At 74.3% G+C, this 14478-nt stretch carries 17 protein-coding genes, 1 tRNA gene and 1 riboswitch; of the genes, 10 read left to right on the forward strand and 8 right to left on the reverse strand.

Annotated features, from left to right (window positions below; genetic code table 11):
* The first annotated feature begins 140 nt into the window (after positions 1–140).
* The 4 genes from DQ239_RS08225 (at position 141) to holA (ending at position 5011) form a co-directional block, all read left to right on the forward strand.
* Positions 141–998 (forward strand): ComEA family DNA-binding protein, encoded by an 858-nt coding sequence (locus tag DQ239_RS08225; RefSeq protein ID WP_113833922.1) that lies wholly within the window; start codon positions 141–143, stop codon positions 996–998.
* Between the two features lie 17 nt (positions 999–1015).
* The gene (locus tag DQ239_RS08230; RefSeq protein WP_233488918.1) at positions 1016–3343 is read left to right on the forward strand and encodes a ComEC/Rec2 family competence protein; all 2328 of its coding nucleotides are present in this window, start codon (positions 1016–1018) and stop codon (positions 3341–3343) included.
* A gap of 57 nt (positions 3344–3400) precedes the next feature.
* Positions 3401–3943, forward strand: coding sequence for a dihydrofolate reductase family protein (locus DQ239_RS08235; RefSeq protein ID WP_113833924.1), 543 nt, complete (start codon positions 3401–3403; stop codon positions 3941–3943).
* Positions 3944–4006: 63 nt separating this feature from the next.
* Positions 4007–5011, forward strand: coding sequence for a DNA polymerase III subunit delta (gene holA, locus DQ239_RS08240; RefSeq protein WP_233488920.1), 1005 nt, complete (start codon positions 4007–4009; stop codon positions 5009–5011).
* 104 nt (positions 5012–5115) lie between these two features.
* Here the strand turns inward: holA and rpsT are convergent, their stop codons facing one another.
* From rpsT to DQ239_RS08255, 3 genes are all read right to left on the reverse strand, one after another.
* Positions 5116–5376, reverse strand: a complete 261-nt coding sequence (rpsT, locus tag DQ239_RS08245; RefSeq protein ID WP_113833925.1) for a 30S ribosomal protein S20 — start codon at positions 5374–5376, stop codon at positions 5116–5118.
* Positions 5377–5491: 115 nt separating this feature from the next.
* Entirely contained in the window at positions 5492–5671 is a 180-nt protein-coding gene (locus tag DQ239_RS08250; RefSeq protein ID WP_113833926.1) for a hypothetical protein, read from the reverse strand.
* 106 nt (positions 5672–5777) lie between these two features.
* A complete protein-coding gene (locus DQ239_RS08255; RefSeq protein WP_147252043.1) occupies positions 5778–6461 on the reverse strand; it encodes a phosphotransferase in 684 nt (227 codons plus the stop codon).
* Between the two features lie 76 nt (positions 6462–6537).
* On the opposite strand from DQ239_RS08255, the gene lepA reads away from it, so the two are divergent.
* Positions 6538–8367, forward strand: coding sequence for a translation elongation factor 4 (gene lepA / locus DQ239_RS08260; RefSeq protein ID WP_113833928.1), 1830 nt, complete (start codon positions 6538–6540; stop codon positions 8365–8367).
* Positions 8364–9020 (forward strand): MOSC domain-containing protein, encoded by a 657-nt coding sequence (locus tag DQ239_RS08265; RefSeq protein WP_113833929.1) that lies wholly within the window; start codon positions 8364–8366, stop codon positions 9018–9020. Before lepA ends, DQ239_RS08265 begins: the two co-directional genes overlap by 4 nt.
* A gap of 13 nt (positions 9021–9033) precedes the next feature.
* Here DQ239_RS08265 and DQ239_RS08270 read toward each other — a convergent pair whose 3' ends face one another.
* Positions 9034–9570: a Clp protease N-terminal domain-containing protein gene (locus DQ239_RS08270; RefSeq protein ID WP_113833930.1), complete on the reverse strand. Its 537-nt coding sequence runs from the start codon at positions 9568–9570 to the stop codon at positions 9034–9036.
* Between the two features lie 2 nt (positions 9571–9572).
* A complete protein-coding gene (locus DQ239_RS08275; protein WP_113833931.1) occupies positions 9573–9821 on the reverse strand; it encodes a sigma factor-like helix-turn-helix DNA-binding protein in 249 nt (82 codons plus the stop codon).
* A 70-nt stretch (positions 9822–9891) separates the two neighbouring features.
* Positions 9892–9956: riboswitch (guanidine-III (ykkC-III) riboswitch) on the forward strand.
* Positions 9957–9967: 11 nt separating this feature from the next.
* Here DQ239_RS08275 and DQ239_RS08280 point away from each other — a divergent pair.
* Positions 9968–10282 (forward strand): multidrug efflux SMR transporter, encoded by a 315-nt coding sequence (locus DQ239_RS08280; protein WP_199582800.1) that lies wholly within the window; start codon positions 9968–9970, stop codon positions 10280–10282.
* A gap of 14 nt (positions 10283–10296) precedes the next feature.
* Here DQ239_RS08280 and DQ239_RS08285 read toward each other — a convergent pair whose 3' ends face one another.
* Complete coding sequence (locus tag DQ239_RS08285; protein WP_113833933.1) at positions 10297–11262, reverse strand: zinc-binding dehydrogenase; 966 nt, start codon at positions 11260–11262, stop codon at positions 10297–10299.
* Positions 11263–11365: 103 nt separating this feature from the next.
* Here DQ239_RS08285 and DQ239_RS08290 point away from each other — a divergent pair, with 103 nt between their 5' ends.
* The gene (locus tag DQ239_RS08290; RefSeq protein ID WP_113833934.1) at positions 11366–12208 is read left to right on the forward strand and encodes a patatin-like phospholipase family protein; all 843 of its coding nucleotides are present in this window, start codon (positions 11366–11368) and stop codon (positions 12206–12208) included.
* Between the two features lie 4 nt (positions 12209–12212).
* On the opposite strand, the gene selD is transcribed toward DQ239_RS08290, so the two are convergent.
* Entirely contained in the window at positions 12213–13220 is a 1008-nt protein-coding gene (gene selD, locus DQ239_RS08295; protein ID WP_113833935.1) for a selenide, water dikinase SelD, read from the reverse strand.
* 85 nt (positions 13221–13305) lie between these two features.
* Here selD and DQ239_RS08300 point away from each other — a divergent pair, with 85 nt between their 5' ends.
* Positions 13306–13962, forward strand: a complete 657-nt coding sequence (locus DQ239_RS08300) for a DUF6624 domain-containing protein (protein ID WP_147252045.1) — start codon at positions 13306–13308, stop codon at positions 13960–13962.
* Between the two features lie 4 nt (positions 13963–13966).
* Here DQ239_RS08300 and DQ239_RS08305 read toward each other — a convergent pair whose 3' ends face one another.
* Positions 13967–14305, reverse strand: coding sequence for a hypothetical protein (locus DQ239_RS08305; RefSeq protein WP_113833937.1), 339 nt, complete (start codon positions 14303–14305; stop codon positions 13967–13969).
* Positions 14306–14367: 62 nt separating this feature from the next.
* On the opposite strand from DQ239_RS08305, the gene DQ239_RS20300 reads away from it, so the two are divergent.
* A tRNA-OTHER gene (locus tag DQ239_RS20300) sits at positions 14368–14463 on the forward strand.
* The last annotated feature ends 15 nt before the right edge of the window (positions 14464–14478 follow it).

The raw sequence follows: 14478 nt of genomic DNA on the forward strand, positions 1-14478 counted from the left end.
CGGGACGGCGGGCGGTGGCATGACCCGACCATGACCGTTCGGGGCGACGGTCCGCTGCGAGGCGTCCACAGGCGGGGGTCCCGTCCACAGATCCCCGGAGCCGCTGCCGGCCGGCGGAGCGGCTTCCTAACGTCCGCGGGGTGCGCCACACCTCTCGCCGATCCGACGACGCCGACGTCATCCGAGCCCGGCTGAGGGCGCTGCTCGACGAGGGGTCCCGAGGCGGCTGGGTCCCGGGCGAGGACGACGACCGGCCCGTCGGCGACGAGGACGTCCCGGCGGAACCGGACCGGAGCGGCGAGGACGCCGGCGATCCGGTCGATGGCACGGGTGACCTCCCCGCAGGGATGGGCCGGCACCGCGCTCCCGGCCCGGCCGTGCGCTGGGACCCCGGCCGGCGGGGCGCCCGGTCGCTCTGGATCGCCGGGCTGCTCGCCGCTCTCCTCCTGGTCGCCTGGACCTGGGCGGACCGGCCGCGCGTCGAGCCCGCGCCGGAGCCGGCGACCGGGAGCGCAGCACCTCCCGCGCCGACGTCCTCGCCCGCGGTCGGGGAGGCGGCCGGCACGGCCACCCCCGTGGTCGTCGCGGTGGTGGGCCAGGTCGCACGACCGGGGCTGGTCACGGTGCCCACGGGCTCCCGGGTGGCCGACGCCCTCGAGGCGGCCGGGGGACTGCTCCCGGGCACCGACCCGGCCTCGGTGAACCTGGCCGCCCTCGTCACCGACGGCCAGCAGATCGCCGTCGGGGTGCCCGGCGTGGCCGGGAGCCAGCCGGCCCCATCGGCGGGCGGCGGCGCGGCGGGCGGCGGGCTGGTCGACCTGAACCGCGCGACAGCCCAGGAGCTCGACGCCCTCCCGGGCATCGGGCCGGTCCTCGCCCAGCGCATCGTCGACCACCGCGACGAGCAGGGGCCGTTCCGCAGTGTGGACCAGCTCGACGACGTCCCGGGCATCGGCCCGACCATCTTCGCGGAGCTCGCCGAGCTGGTGACCGTGTGAGGCACGACGGCAGGGAGGTGTCCCCGGACGGGCGCTGGCAGTGGCTCGACCTGCGGCTGGTCCCCGCGGCGGCCGCCGTGTGGGCGGTCAGCCTGGCGGCTCCCTTCCTCGCGCCGTGGCCGCTGCTCGCCGGGACGGTGGCGGCCCTGGGCGCCGCCGTGTGCGTGCGCCGCTGGAGCGCGCCCGGGGTGACCACGCTGCTGGCCGCTCTGGCGGCACTGGCGCTCACCTGCGGCACGGCCGCGGTGCGGGGTGCGGCACGGGAGGCGTCTCCGCTGCGCGAGTGGGCCGACGCGCACCGGGCCGTGACGGTGGACCTGCGGCTGGAGGGGGACCCGCACCTGCTCACCGGCAGCGGCCGGCCCCGCATCGTCGCGGACGCGACCGTGACGGCGTTGCACGAGGAGCACCAGGTCCAGCACCTGGAGGCCCCGGTGCTGCTGTTCGCCCCCGCGGAGGGGTGGCGGGAGCTTCCGCCCGGCCAGCCGGTGCGGGCGCGGGTCGTCGCGGCGCCGCCGCGCGCCGGTGACGACGTGGTGGCGGTGCTGTCGGCGCGCGGGCCGCCGGACCGGGTGGGAGAGCCGGGCTCATGGCAGCGGATGGCCGGCGGGCTCCGGGACGGGCTGACCGACGCCGCGGCCCGAACCCTGGACCCGCGCCCGGGCGGGCTGCTCCCGGGCCTCGTGGTCGGGGACACACGGCGGATGGACCCGGTGCTGGTCGAGGACTTCCGGCAGGCCGGGCTCTCCCACCTGACCGCGGTGTCGGGCGCCAACGTCGCGATCGTGATAGCCGCGGTGCTCTGGCCCCTGCGCCGGCGCGCGGTCGACCGGCGGGTCCAGGCGGCCGTCGCCGCCGTCGCGCTGGTCTGCTTCGTCGTCCTCGCCCGCCCCGAGCCCAGCGTCCTCCGGGCCGCGGCGATGGGTGCGGTGACGCTGCTGGCCCTGGCCTCGGGCCGCGCGCGGGTGGCGGTACCGGCGCTGGCCGCCGCGGTGTGCGTGCTGCTCCAGCTGGACCCGGGCCTGGCGCGGGATCCCGGGTTCGCGCTCTCGGTGCTCGCCACCGCGGCCATCGTGCTGCTCGCCCCGACGTGGTCCCGCCGGCTACGTGAACGCGGCTGGCCACCGCTGGTGGCGGACGCCCTCGCGGTCAGCGCGGCCGCCGGCCTGGCGACCGCGCCGCTGGTCGCCGCGCTCTCGGGAACGGTCAGCCTGGTGTCGCTGCCGGCCAACCTGCTCGCCGCCCCGGCCGTGGCGCCGGCGACCGTGCTCGGACTGCTCGCCACCGTGGTGGGCGCGGTGTCCACGCCGGCCGGCGATCTCCTGGTCTGGTGCGCCGGCTGGCCGACCCGCTGGCTGGTCCTGGTCGCCGAGCGCGCCGCTCAGCTCCCCGACGCGGTGGCGGGCTGGCCCGCAGGTGCGGGAGGTGCGGCCCTCTTGTCCCTCCTCCTGGCCGCCGTCGGGTGGGCGCTGTGGCGTTTCCGCCGGCTCCGCCCGTTGGCCGTGGCCGCGCTGGTCGGGCTGGTGGTCATCGGCTGGCCGGTGCGCCAGGTCGTCCGCGGCTGGCCGCTGCCGGACACCGTGGTCGTCGCCTGCGACGTCGGCCAGGGCGATGCCCTGGTCCTGCCGACGGGGGCCGAAGGCGAGGCCGTGCTCGTGGACGCAGGCCCCGACGTCGCGGCGGTCGACCGCTGCCTGGAGGTGCTGGGGGTCGACCGGCTCCCTCTGGTGCTCCTGTCGCACCTGGACGCCGACCACGTGGGTGGGCTGTCCGGAGCACTCGAGGGTCGCGATGTCGGCACGGTGGCCACCGGTGCCCTGTCCCCGGCCGACGACCGCGCCGGCGCCGTGGACACCCTGATCAGCCGGGCGGGCGCCGAGCGCATCCGGCTGGCGCCCGGCGACACGCGGGAGGTGGGTGCCGTGGTGCTCGACGTCCTCGCGCCCGAACCGGCGCGGGCCACGGCCGCCGTGGAGGCCAACGACCTGTCGCTGGTGGTGCGGGCCACCGTCCGGGGTCTGCGGGTCCTCCTGACCGGTGACCTCGGGGCCGAGGCGGAAGCGCGGCTGCGGACCGGCGGGGTCGATCTGCGCGCCGACGTGCTCAAGGTCCCGCACCACGGCAGCGCGGACGCCGACCCCGGGTTCCTCGCGGCGACCGGCGCCCGCACCGCGCTGATCTCCGTGGGTGCCGACAACACCTACGGGCACCCGGCCCGCTCGCTGCTGGAGACGCTGGCGCGGGCAGGCATGCGCGTGCACCGGACCGACCAGCAGGGCGACCTGGCGGTCGTGGGGTCGGCGGACGAGTGGGGCGTGGCCGCCCGCGGCCGGGCTGTGCGATGAGTTCCGCTGCTCCCGGCGGTCTGCAGTGCCGACGAATCCGAACGGTGGGAGCAGCCGGTGCGCACGGTGGTCCTGTACGAACTCGTGTCCCTCGACGGCGTCGCGGAGGAGCCCGGGAACTGGATGTTCGACGTCGACGACGACGTCTTCGACAACCTCGGCGAGGTCGTCTCGGCGCAGAGCGACGTGCTGCTAGGTCGAGGCACCTACGACTACTGGGCCGACTACTGGCCGACGTCCGATGTGCAACCCTTCGCCGGCTTCATCAACTCCACCCCGAAACACGTGTTCACCTCGTCACCGCTGCCGGGTGCCTGGTCCGGCGCTGTTGCGGTTCGGGAGCGCGCCGAGGACTACGTCGCCCGGCTCAAGGCGGAGCCGGGCGGCGACATCGGGGTGCACGGGAGCATCACGCTCGCGCAGTCCCTGCTCGCGGCGGGACTGGTGGACGAGCTGCGGCTGGTCTTCGCACCCACGGTCGCGCACAGCGGACGCCGGCTGTTCCAGGACGGCTCGGCCTGCCAGCGGCTGGACCTGGTCTCCGCACGCCGCTCCGCCACGGGCGCCCTCTTCGTGCACTACGCGACCCGGAGCAGCTGAGGGTCGGCGGCAGGACCTGTCCGGCGGGTCAGAGCTGTCGCTCCTCCGTGGCACCATGCAGTCGTGCCAGCCGCCGCGTCCGTGCCCCCGCTCTCGCGCCTGCGGGTGGTGACCGGCGAGGAGGAGCTCCTCCGGTCGCGGGCCGTCTCGGCCGTGCGCGCGGCGGTGCTGGAGCGCCACCCGGACGCCGAGCTGCACGAGCTGGCCGCGCAGGGCCTGCCGACCGGGCAGCTGGCCGACGTCCTGGCGCCGTCGCTGTTCGGCGGGCACCGGCTGGTCATCGTCACCGGGGTGCACGAGTCCGCCGCCGCCCTGGCCGAGGCGCTCACCGCCTACGCCAAGGACCCCGACCCGGACATCACGCTGGTGATCGTCCACTCGGGGGGCAAGCGGAACGAGGCGCTGGTCAAGGCGTTCGTCGGCGCGGGCGCCGCCGTCGACGAGTGCCCGAAGATCAGCTCCGCCGGCGACCGGGCGGCCTTTGTGCGCAACGAGGTGCGCACCTTCGGGGGCCGGATCACCGCCGACGCGCTCAGCGCCCTCGTCGACGCCGTCGGCAACGACCTGCGTGCGCTCTCGGCAGCGGCCAGCCAGCTGGTGTCCGACTTCGGCGGGACCATCGACGGCGACGCGGTCGCGCGGTTCCACCGCGGTCAGGCTGAGGTCACCGGCTTCACCGTCGCCGAACGTGTCCTGGTCGGCGACCGGCAGGGGTCTCTGGAGATGCTGCGCTGGGCGCTGCAGCGCGGGGTCGCCCACGTGCTCATCGCCGACGCGATCGCCGACGGGGTGCGGACGGCCGCGCGGGTGGCGTCCCTGAGCTCGAGGAATCCGGGCGAGCTGGCCCGCACGCTGAAGATGCCGCCGTGGAAGGTCAAGAAGGCGCAGGCGCAGTCCCGGGGCTGGAGCATCGACGGGCTGCAGCAGGCGATTGCGGTCACCGCGGAGCTGAACGCGGACGTCAAGGGTGTCGCGGCGAGCGCCGACTACGCGCTCGAGCGCGCGGTGCGCAGGATCGTCGACCTCCGCGCGACGACCGGCCGGGGTCGGGTGCCCGCCGGTCGCTGAGCGGGCTCGCCGGCGGAGCTCCCGAGCCCGGAAAAGCGAACGAGCCCCGTCCCGCGAGGGGAGGGGCTCGTGCACGTCCGCGTCACGAGGACGCGGGCGCCGGATCAGAGACCGGCGGTGAGCTTCGCCAGACCCGACTTGCGGTTGGCGGCCTGGTTCTTGTGGATGATGCCCTTGCTGGCGGCCTTGTCGAGCGCCTTGGTGGCGTTCGCGAGCGCGGTCGCCGCGGCGGCGGCGTCACCGGACTCGGCGGCGGTGCGGACGCGCCGCACGGCCGTCTTCAGGGCGGACTTGACCGCGACGTTGCGCTGACGCGCCTTCTCGTTGGTCTTGATCCGCTTGAGCTGGGACTTGATGTTCGCCACGCGTGAGCCTCGGAAATCTAAGGGGATTCGACAGTGCGTCCGGGGCACCACGAAGCGCCCGCCGGACCGGCCTCCCAAGATACCAGTCCGGCACCGTTCACCCAACCGGCGGCGGTCACACCAGTCTGGCGGCCACCCGCCGCATCCCCCAGGCGAGCGCGGCGTCGTGGAAGGCGCGCTGGAACGACCGGAGGGTGGGCAGACCCGGAGGCGGCGGCCGCCGCATGCTGCGCGCCCACATGCCGGTCATGGCCAGCACGAGGTCGGTCACCTGGCCGGGCGCTGCCGCGGCCACGAGCGGTGAGCGGCCGACCAGCCACTCGGCCTCGTCCAGGGGCCCGCCGCGAGCCTGCGAGCGGTGGGGAGGACGAGGTGTTTTTCTAGTCGGCGCCACGCCCGGCTTAAGCCCAGTCGACGAAAGCGACCGACGCATCGGCCCCGAACAGGAGGTTGTCGGCCCGGAGGTCGCCGTGCACGAGCGTGTCCCCGCCCAGCCAGCCGCTCGCGGCCAGCCGGTCGGGGACCGTCCCGAGCCACGCGAGGTTCCCGGCCTCCCACGGGTGCAGGTCGGGCGGGGGTGCGGCGGCCGGCTCCGCCCACGCCGAGAGCGGCCCGTCCACCCGCTCGCCGAGCGTCGGCAGGCCCGGGACCGGGCACGGGGTCGCCGCCCGCGCCAGCTCGGTGAGCCCGTCCACCACGGCGGTGGCGGCGCGCGACGTCCACGGCAGCGGCGCGGACTCGCCGTCGAACGCCTCGAACACGAGCGCGACCCATTCGTCCGGGCCGTCGGCCCACTCGAGGTGCGCCCGCAGCGCGGGGACCGGGAGCGACGCCGGCAGGCCGGCCGTCACGACGGCCTCGGCGCGCATCAGCTGGGGCGTGTCGGGGTTCAGCGGCGTCCCCACCGCCTTGACGAAGGCAGAACTTGCGTCGGCGCAGGTCACGACGACGGCAGGGCCGGGGGAGAAACCCCCGGTCCGGGGCGACACCGCGACGACCGGCGAGCCCAGCGCCGCGTCGATCGCGCTCCGCAGGCCGTCGGGGAGCCGGTCGTAGGGCAGGCGCGGACTACCGGGCAGGGACACCGCGCCACGGTGCGCGACGAGATCGTCCTCGGGCAATCGCTTATCCGTCGTCCCCGCGTGGGACGATGGCGGCACTGTGACGACTCCTGCTGCCACCGACCCGGCCCTCATCCGGAACTTCTGCATCATCGCCCACATCGACCATGGCAAGTCGACGCTGGCCGACCGGATGCTGGAAGTCACCGGGATCATCGAGGCCCGGCAGATGCGTGCCCAGTACCTCGACCGCATGGACATCGAGCGCGAGCGCGGCATCACCATCAAGGCGCAGAACGTCCGGCTGCCGTGGACGGTCGGGGACACCGAGTACGTCCTCGACATGATCGACACCCCCGGCCACGTCGACTTCACCTACGAGGTGTCCCGGTCGCTGGCCGCCTGCGAGGGCGCGGTGCTGCTGGTCGACGCCGCGCAGGGCATCGAGGCGCAGACCCTGGCCAACCTGTACCTGGCCATGGAGAACGACCTCACGATCATCCCGGTGCTCAACAAGATCGACCTGCCGGCCGCCCAGCCCGAGAAGTACGCCGCGGAGATCGCGCACATCATCGGCTGCGACCCGGACGACGTGCTGCGGGTCAGCGGAAAGACCGGCGAGGGCGTCCCCGCGCTCCTCGACGCGATCGTCGCCCAGATCCCCGCGCCCGAGGGCGATGCCGAGGCCCCGGCCCGGGCAATGATCTTCGACAGCGTCTACGACATCTACCGCGGTGTCATCACCTACGTCCGCGTCGTCGACGGCCGGATCTCCGCCCGCGAGCGGATCAAGATGATGTCGACCGGTGCCACGCACGAGCTGCTGGAGATCGGCGTCATCTCCCCGGAGCCCAAGCCGGTGGACAGCCTCGGCGTCGGCGAGGTCGGCTACTTCATCACCGGCGTGAAGGACGTCCGCCAGTCCCGGGTCGGTGACACCGTCACGCTGCAGCAGAAGCCGGCCGCCGAGCCGATCGGTGGCTACAGCGACCCGAAGCCGATGGTCTACTCCGGCCTCTACCCGATCGACGGCAGCGAGTACCCGCTGCTGCGCGAGGCCCTGGACAAGCTGCTGCTCAACGATGCCGCGCTCACCTACGAGCCGGAGACGTCGGCGGCGCTGGGGTTCGGCTTCCGCGTCGGCTTCCTCGGCCTGCTGCACCTGGAGATCGTCCGCGAACGGCTGGAGCGCGAGGCCGGCATCAGCCTCATCTCCACCGCGCCCAACGTCGTCTACCGGGTGGTCATGGAGGACGGCAGCGAGATCACCGTGACCAACCCGAGCGACTGGCCCGAAGGCAAGATCGACAAGGTCTACGAGCCGATCGTCAACGCCACGATCATCGCGCCCAGCGACTACACCGGCGCGATCATGGAGCTCTGCCAGAGCCGGCGCGGCCAGCTCGGCGGCATGGACTACCTGAGCGAGTCCCGGGTCGAGCTGCGCTACACGCTGCCGCTCGGCGAGATCATCTTCGACTTCTTCGACGCGCTGAAGTCCCGCACCCGCGGCTACGCGAGCCTGGACTACCAGGAGGCCGGCGAGCAGGAGTCGCAGCTGGTGAAGGTGGACATCCTGCTGCAGGGCGAGGCCGTTGACGCGTTCAGCGCGATCGTGCACAAGGACAAGGCGTACAGCTACGGCGTGATGATGGCCGGCAAGCTGCGCGAGCTCATCCCGCGCCAGCAGTTCGAGGTGCCCATCCAGGCCGCCGTCGGCTCCCGGGTCATCGCCCGCGAGACGGTCCGCGCCATCCGTAAGGACGTGCTCGCCAAGTGCTACGGCGGTGACATCACCCGCAAGCGGAAGCTGCTGGAGAAGCAGAAGGAGGGCAAGAAGCGGATGAAGATGGTCGGCCGCGTCGAGGTCCCCCAGGAGGCGTTCGTTGCCGCGCTCTCCACCAACGAGTCCACCGCCAGCAAGAAGTGACCGGACGGGTCGACGCGGTCTGCGTCTCCGGTGCCGACCTGCTGCACCTGCCCGACAAGCGGCCCAACCGCAGCGGGATCGACAAGAAGCCGGTCGCCGGTCGCGTCGCCGTCCACGAGCTCGGTCTGGACGGCGACGTCCAGGTCAATAAGAAGCACCACGGCGGGGAGGGGCAGGCGGTCTACGCCTACGCCCAGGAAGACGCCGACTTCTGGATCGCCGAGCTCGGCCGCGAGCTGCCGCCCGGGCGGTTCGGCGAGAACCTGCGCACCTCCGGTCTGGACCTGCGCAACGCCGTCCTCGGCGAGCAGTGGCGGGTGGGGACGGCGCTGGTCGAGGTGACCGCCTGGCGGACCCCGTGCGCCAACTTCGCCCGGTTCTGGGGCATCCCGGACCTCGTCAAGCGCTTCGCCGCGCACGGCGCGACCGGTGCCTACCTGCGGGTGCTGGAGACCGGTGAGCTGGGCGCCGGCGACGAGGTCGACGTCGTGGTCCGGCCCGATCACGGGATCACCGTGGAGACGGCGTTCCGGATCGCCACGACGCAGAAGTCGCAGCTGCCCGAGCTGGCGCCGGCGCTGCGCTACCTGCCGGTGAAGTCGCAGCCGAAGCTGGCTGCGCAGATCGCCGCCCGGACCGTCACCGCCTCCTGAGCCGACGGCGGCGTCAGGAGTTCGCCGCGAGCCGCACCTCGTCGCGCAGGGCCAGGAGGTCGACGCCGCGCTCGTGCAGGACCGCAGCCGCCAGGCCCTCGCCCTCCCAGAGCAGCCCGAGCAGCAGGTGGGCGTCGGTGATCCGGCGGGACTTCAGCGCGAGCGCCTCGCGGAGCGACAGCTCGAGCACCTTCCTGGCCCGCGGCGTGAACGGGATGTGGCCGGTCCGCGTGCGCCTGCCCCCGGCGCCGTCGAGTGCGCCGGGTCCGAAGGCGGCCTCGACCGTGCTCCGGACGGCGTCCAGGTCGATGCCGACCGCGGTCAGCGCCTCGGCGTCCAGCGCGGGCCCGGTGAACCGGCTGACGCCGGTGACCACCGCGGCCCGGGTGACCCCGTGCCGCCCGAGCAGCGTCGAGGACGTCGTCCCCTGCCGGGTGAGCAGGGCGAGCAGCAGGTGCTCGGTGCCGATCCGGTCGTGCCGGAGCTCGCGGGCCTCCTGCTGCGCCCCCTCGACGACCTGGCGCGCCTCGGGGGTGAATCGTTCGAACATGGTCAGTCCCTCCGTCGGAGCGGCACCCTGGCGTTCCGGGACCTGCCGCGCGAGTGCTTCTTGTGGACCGCCTGCCGGCTGACGCCGAGCCGCTCCGCGATCTGCTCCCAGGTCCAGCCCAGCTCGCGGGCGTTGCCGACCTGGAGCTCCTCGAGGCGCTCGACGAGGACGCGCAGCGAGCGGACCGCCGCCAGCCCGACGGCCGGGTCCTTGCTGCTGGCCGCTCTGGCCACCTGTGCTGTGTCCGCCATGGCTGTCAACCTAGGTTGCGAAACCGGACACGTCAACCCGGGTTGACATACAGGCGCGTGAGAAGGTGGAGGGGAGCCCGACCACGGCTCCCGGACGAGCGGTGCCGTACCCGGTGTGCGACAAGATGGCGCCAGAGGAGTACTCGATGGCGTGGGCCGTGCTCGTCGTGTCCGGGATGCTGGAAGCGGTGTGGGCGACCGCTCTGGGCAGGTCGGCCGGGTTGACCCGGCTCGTCCCGTCGGTCGTTTTCGGGGTCGCCCTCGTGCTGAGCATGGTGGGGCTGGCGTACGCGATGCGCGACCTGCCGGTCGGCACGGCCTACGCGGTGTGGGTCGGCATCGGCGCCTCCCTCACCGTCGTCTACGCGATGGCGACCGGCACCGAGCCGGTGTCGCTGGTCAAGGTGCTGCTGATCCTGGGCCTGATCGGCTGCGTCGTGGGCCTGAAGCTGGCCCACTGACGCGGCCGCCCGCATCAGAGGGTGAAGACGACCTTCCCGTTGATCCGGCCCTCGTACATGCGGGCGAAGCCCTCGCGGGCCTCCGTCAGGGGCAGCTCGACGTCGATGATCGGGCGCACGCCGGTGACGGCGCACATCTGGATCAGCGCCTCCAGCTCGTCCTTGGTGCCCATCGTCGAGCCGATGACCGACAGCTGGGTGAAGAAGATCCGGTTGAGCTCGGCGCCGGGGTCGTAGCCGGTCGTCGCGCCGGAGGTGACGATGACGCCGCCGGGCTTGAGCGACTTGACGCTGTGGCTCCAGGTCGCCTTGCCGACGGTCTCCATCACGCCGTCGACCCGCTCGGGCAGCCGGGCGCCGCTCTCGAACGCCTGCTCGGCACCCAGCGCCAGGGCGGCGGCCCGCTTCTCCTCGCTGCGGCCGGTCACCCAGATCCGGTAGCCGGCGGCGCGGCCCAGCACGATGAGCGCCGTCGCGACGCCGCCGCTCGCGCCCTGCACGAGCACGGTCTGCCCGGGGCGCAGGCCCGACCGGACGAAGAGCATCCGGTAGGCGGTCAGCCACGCGGTGGGCAGGCAGGCGGCCTCGGCGAAGGACAGGTCGGCCGGCTTGGGCAGCAGGTTGCGGCGGGGGACGGCGACCCGCTCGGCCATCGACCCCTGGTGCACCTCGGACAGCAGGGAGCGCTTCGGGTCCAGCGTCTCGTCGCCCGTCCAGCCGGGGCTGGCGATGACGCCGTGGACGACGACCTCGTTGCCGTCCTCGTCGATGCCCGCGGCGTCCGTGCCCAGGATCATCGGCATCCGCTCCTCCGGCAGGCCGATGCCCTGGAGGCTGAACAGGTCGTGGTGGTTCAGGGAGACGGCCTTGACCTGGATCGTCGTCCAGCCGTCGGGCACCACCGGCTCGGGGCGCTCACCGACCTCGAGGACGGAGAGCGGGTCCTTCGGGGCGGGCGTCGAGACGAAGGCAGCGAGCATGCCCGGACGCTAACCGAGGCCCTGCACGCCGGCGACGCGGGTGGTTGACCGCACCCCTAGCCTGGCGCTGATCCCACCCGGTCGACGCAAAGGGGCCCGCTCGATGGCGACACGTGCACTCGTTCTCGGTGGCGGCGGCGTCGCCGGTATCGCGTGGGAGCTCGGGCTGCTCAGCGGCTGGGCCGCCGAGGGCGTCGACGTCACCTCCGCCGACCTGGTCGTCGGGACGTCGGCCGGCTCGGTCGTGGGCGCGCAGCTGCGGCTCAGCGGCGACCTGCAGGACCTCTACGAGCGCCAGCTCGTCCCGCCCATCGGCGAGCTGAAGGTGGAGTTCGACGGCGTCTCGGCCATGGCCGCCTTCGCCGACGCGATGAAGGGCAACACCGGCGAGCAGGACGCGCGCGCCCGCCTCGGCGCTCTCGCCCTCGCCGTGGAGACCCCTCCCGAGGCCCAGCGCCGCGCCATCATCGAGGGCCGGATCGGCGACCCGGAGTGGCCCACCGCGCCGCTGGTCGTCACCGCCGTCGACACCGCCGACGGGGAGTTCCTGCCGTTCGACGCGTCCTCGGGCGTGCGGCTGCTCGACGCGGTGACCGCCAGCTGCGCGGTGCCGGGCGTCTGGCCGCCGGTCACCGTGGCCGGACGCCGGCTGATGGACGGCGGCATGCGCTCGGTCACCAACGCCGACCTGGCCGCGGGCTGCGACAAGGTCCTCGTGGTGACGCCGACACGCGGCATACCCGGTGGCCTGCTGGGCCCCGGGTTGGACCGGGAGATCGAGATCCTGGAGAAGGAGTCCGAGGTGCACGTGGTGACCGCCGACGACGCCGCACTGGCCGCCTTCGGGAGCAACGTGCTCGACCCGGCCACCCGCCGGCCCTCCGCCCGCGCCGGCCGTGCGCAGGCCGCCGCCACCCTCGAGGCCGCCCGCGCGTTCTGGGGCTGAACCCTCAGCGGACGACGACGACGTGCTCCCCGCGGGGCACGAACTCGCCGATGACCGGAGCGCCCGGCACCTCACCGCCCAGCAGCAGCCCGCCGGAGGTCTGGGCGTCGGCCAGCAGCAGCGCCTCGTCCTCGGATACGGCGGAGAGGTCGGCGTGCGGGCGCACCCAGTCCAGGTTGCGCCGCGTCCCGCCGGAGACGAACCCGGCCGCCAGCGCCTCCCGCGCCCCGGCCAGGTAGGGGACGGCGGCGGCGTCGACCACGGCGGTGACGCCGCTGGCCCGCGCCATCTTGTAGAGGTGGCCCAGCAGGCCGAACCCGGTGACGTCGGTGCCGGCGCGGATGCCCGCCGCCACGGCCGCCTGCCCCGCCTCGCGGTTGAGGGCGGTCATCGAGGCGACCGCCTCCTCCGACACCTCGCCGGTGGCCTTCATCCGGCTGTTGAGCACGCCGACGCCGAGCGGTTTGGTGAGGCTCAGCGGGGTGCCGGCCACCGCGCCGGAGTTGGTGATGATCCGGTCGACGTCGACCACCCCGGTGACGGCCATCCCGTACTTGGGCTCCGGATCGTCGATGGAGTGCCCGCCACCCACATGGCAGCCCGCCTCGTGGGCGACCTCCAGGCCGCCGCGCAGCACCTCGGCGGCGAGCTCGGCGGGCAGCACGTCGCGCGGCCACCCTAGCAGGTTGACCGCCACCACGGGCGTGCCACCCATCGCGTAGACGTCCGACAGGGCATTGGCCGCGGCGATCCGGCCGAAGGTGTGGGCGTCGTCGACCACCGGGGTGAAGAAGTCGGTGGTCAGCACCAGCCCCTGCCCGCCGGCGAGGCGGACGACCGCCGCGTCGTCGCCGTCGTCGAGGCCGACGACCAGCTGGGCGGCGGGGTCGGCCGGGCCGTGGACGGTCAGGCCCGCGACCACCGCCTCGAGCTCGCCCGGCGGAATCTTGCAGGCGCAGCCCCCGCCGTGGGCGTACTGGCTGAGCCGGACGGGAGGGGCGGTCGTCGTCACGGCTCCGACGCTAGTTCGCTCGTGCGCGGGGTGCTCGACAGCCGGGGAGGGGGTCGCCAGCATGGACGCCGACCGAGGAGGCACCGTGCGCAGGTCCGTGCCCGTCGTGCTGCTCACCACGGTGCTGAGCCTGGTCGCCTGCGCGGGGGTCGACGGGCGGACCCCCACGGCGACGGCGAGCGGGTCCAGCGCGACGGCGACCGCCCCACCGTCCAGCGACGCTGCGGCACCGACGACGCCGCGGCCGCGTTCGCCGTCCTTCGACCAGGCACTGCACGACGAGCTGCTCGCCATGCTCGATCGCGACCAGGCCGCCCGCGCCGGTGGTGCCGACCCGGAGGGCGACCGGGCCCGCACCCAGAGGCTCGCGGAGATCCTCGACCGGCACGGCTGGCCCACCTACGACCGGGTCGGCGAGGACGGCGAGGACGCGGCGTGGGCCATCGCCCAGCACTCCGACCTCGATCCCGCGGTCCAGGCCCGGGCGCTGGACCTGCTGCGCGTCGCGGTCGAGGCCGGGCAGGGCTCGCCGGGCAACCTCGCCTACCTGGAGGACCGTGTCGCGGTCGGGGAGGGGCGGCCGCAGCGCTACGGGACGCAGGTGGGCTGCGGACCCGACGGCCCGGAGCCGGCGACACCGCTTGCCGACGAGGACGCCGTCGAGGAGCTGCGCGCCGCGGCCGGACTGGATCCGCTGGCCGACTACCTCGACGAGATGACGGCGGTCTGCGCCACCGACTGACTGGTCACGCCAGGCCGCCGGGCAGCAGGACCAGCCGTGGCGGCCGAGGTGCCTCGGGCTGCCGACCGCGCGCGCGGCCCGCGGGGTGCCGGGACCGCGAGCCGCGCTCGGCACCGGCGCGACCGAGCTGGGCGGAGGTCCGCCGCCCGGCCTCGCGGAGCTCCGCGCGCCGGCGCGGGTCCGGTTCGAGGACCGTCAGCACCTTCTCCAGGGCGTGCCGGCCGGAGTCGGCGAAGGGACCGTCGGGCTGGGCGGCCAGCGCCACGGCGACGGCGGCGGCCTCCTCGGGCGTGAGGGTGACCGGCGGCAGGAGCGCGGGGGAGCGGGACTCGGTGCGGTTCACGGAGGGGATGCTGGCACCGACCTCCGACAGTTTTCGTCGCGCCGGCACGTAGGCTGCGCGACGGAGGCGTCAGGGTGTCTGGTGGCCCCCGCGGCCTCTAAAGCCGACGTGGCCGAGTACCTCGGTCAGGCGGGTTCGATTCCCGTCCGCCTCCGCCATCACGTCCGCCGCCT

Source organism: Blastococcus sp. TF02-09 (genome assembly GCF_003319105.1).
Lineage (GTDB): Bacteria > Actinomycetota > Actinomycetes > Mycobacteriales > Geodermatophilaceae > Blastococcus.

Coding starts and splice junctions, on each gene's coding strand:
- DQ239_RS08270 (WP_113833930.1), bottom strand. CDS start 9,570: ATGTTCGAACGATTCACCCCCGAGGCGCGCCAGGTCGTCGAGGGGGCG.
- DQ239_RS08275 (WP_113833931.1), bottom strand. CDS start 9,821: ATGGCGGACACAGCACAGGTGGCCAGAGCGGCCAGCAGCAAGGACCCG.
- DQ239_RS08280 (WP_199582800.1), top strand. CDS start 9,968: ATGGCGTGGGCCGTGCTCGTCGTGTCCGGGATGCTGGAAGCGGTGTGG.
- DQ239_RS08285 (WP_113833933.1), bottom strand. CDS start 11,262: ATGCTCGCTGCCTTCGTCTCGACGCCCGCCCCGAAGGACCCGCTCTCC.
- DQ239_RS08290 (WP_113833934.1), top strand. CDS start 11,366: ATGGCGACACGTGCACTCGTTCTCGGTGGCGGCGGCGTCGCCGGTATC.